The 602-nt window shown below is 64.1% G+C and carries 1 protein-coding gene; it reads left to right on the plus strand.

Annotated elements, in window-relative coordinates:
• Positions 1-59 precede the first annotated feature (59 nt).
• The gene (tnpB, locus tag AC0L16_RS33555) at positions 60-416 is read left to right on the plus strand and encodes an IS66 family insertion sequence element accessory protein TnpB (protein ID WP_027154943.1); all 357 of its coding nucleotides are present in this window, start codon (positions 60-62) and stop codon (positions 414-416) included.
• The last annotated feature ends 186 nt before the right edge of the window (positions 417-602 follow it).

Here is a 602-nt window from a genome sequence, read left to right on the forward strand (position 1 = left end):
GGCCGCGGCGCCGACACCAAGACGGTGGCCGCAGTGATCCGCGCGCTGAAGGCGACGTCATGATCGGGCCGACGGGTGCGGTCAAGGTCATGGTGGCGACGAAGCCGGTGGACTTCCGCAAGGGTGCGGAGGGATTGGCCGCACTTGTGCGCGAGACCATGGGCGCTGACCCGTTCAATGGGGCGGTCTATGTCTTTCGGGCCAAGCGGACTGACCGGATCAAGCTGATCTTCTGGGATGGCACCGGGGTTTGCCTCTATGCCAAGCGTTTGGAGGATGGGGAGTTCCGCTGGCCGAAAGTGCATGACGGCATGATGCGGCTGACGGCCGCGCAACTGTCGGCGCTGCTCGAAGGTCTCGACTGGCGGCGAGTCCACGAGGCGCGCCGGACTCGCGTTCCAGCCCAGGCGGGCTGACCCGCGACGAAGTGAATCAGCCTGGATTCCGCTGTCGCGGACTGTCGGCGAATATGGTCTGATCCGCTCATGGCGATGACGGCTGACCAGCTTCCCGAGAATCCGGATGCGCTGAAGGCGATGGTCCTGGCGCGCGACGTCGAGAATGCCCGTCTGATTCAGATCATCAAGGAATTACAGCGTCAT

It is taken from the genome of Mesorhizobium sp. WSM4848, from assembly GCF_055811375.1.

Coding starts and splice junctions, on each gene's coding strand:
- tnpB (WP_027154943.1), top strand. CDS start 60: ATGATCGGGCCGACGGGTGCGGTCAAGGTCATGGTGGCGACGAAGCCG.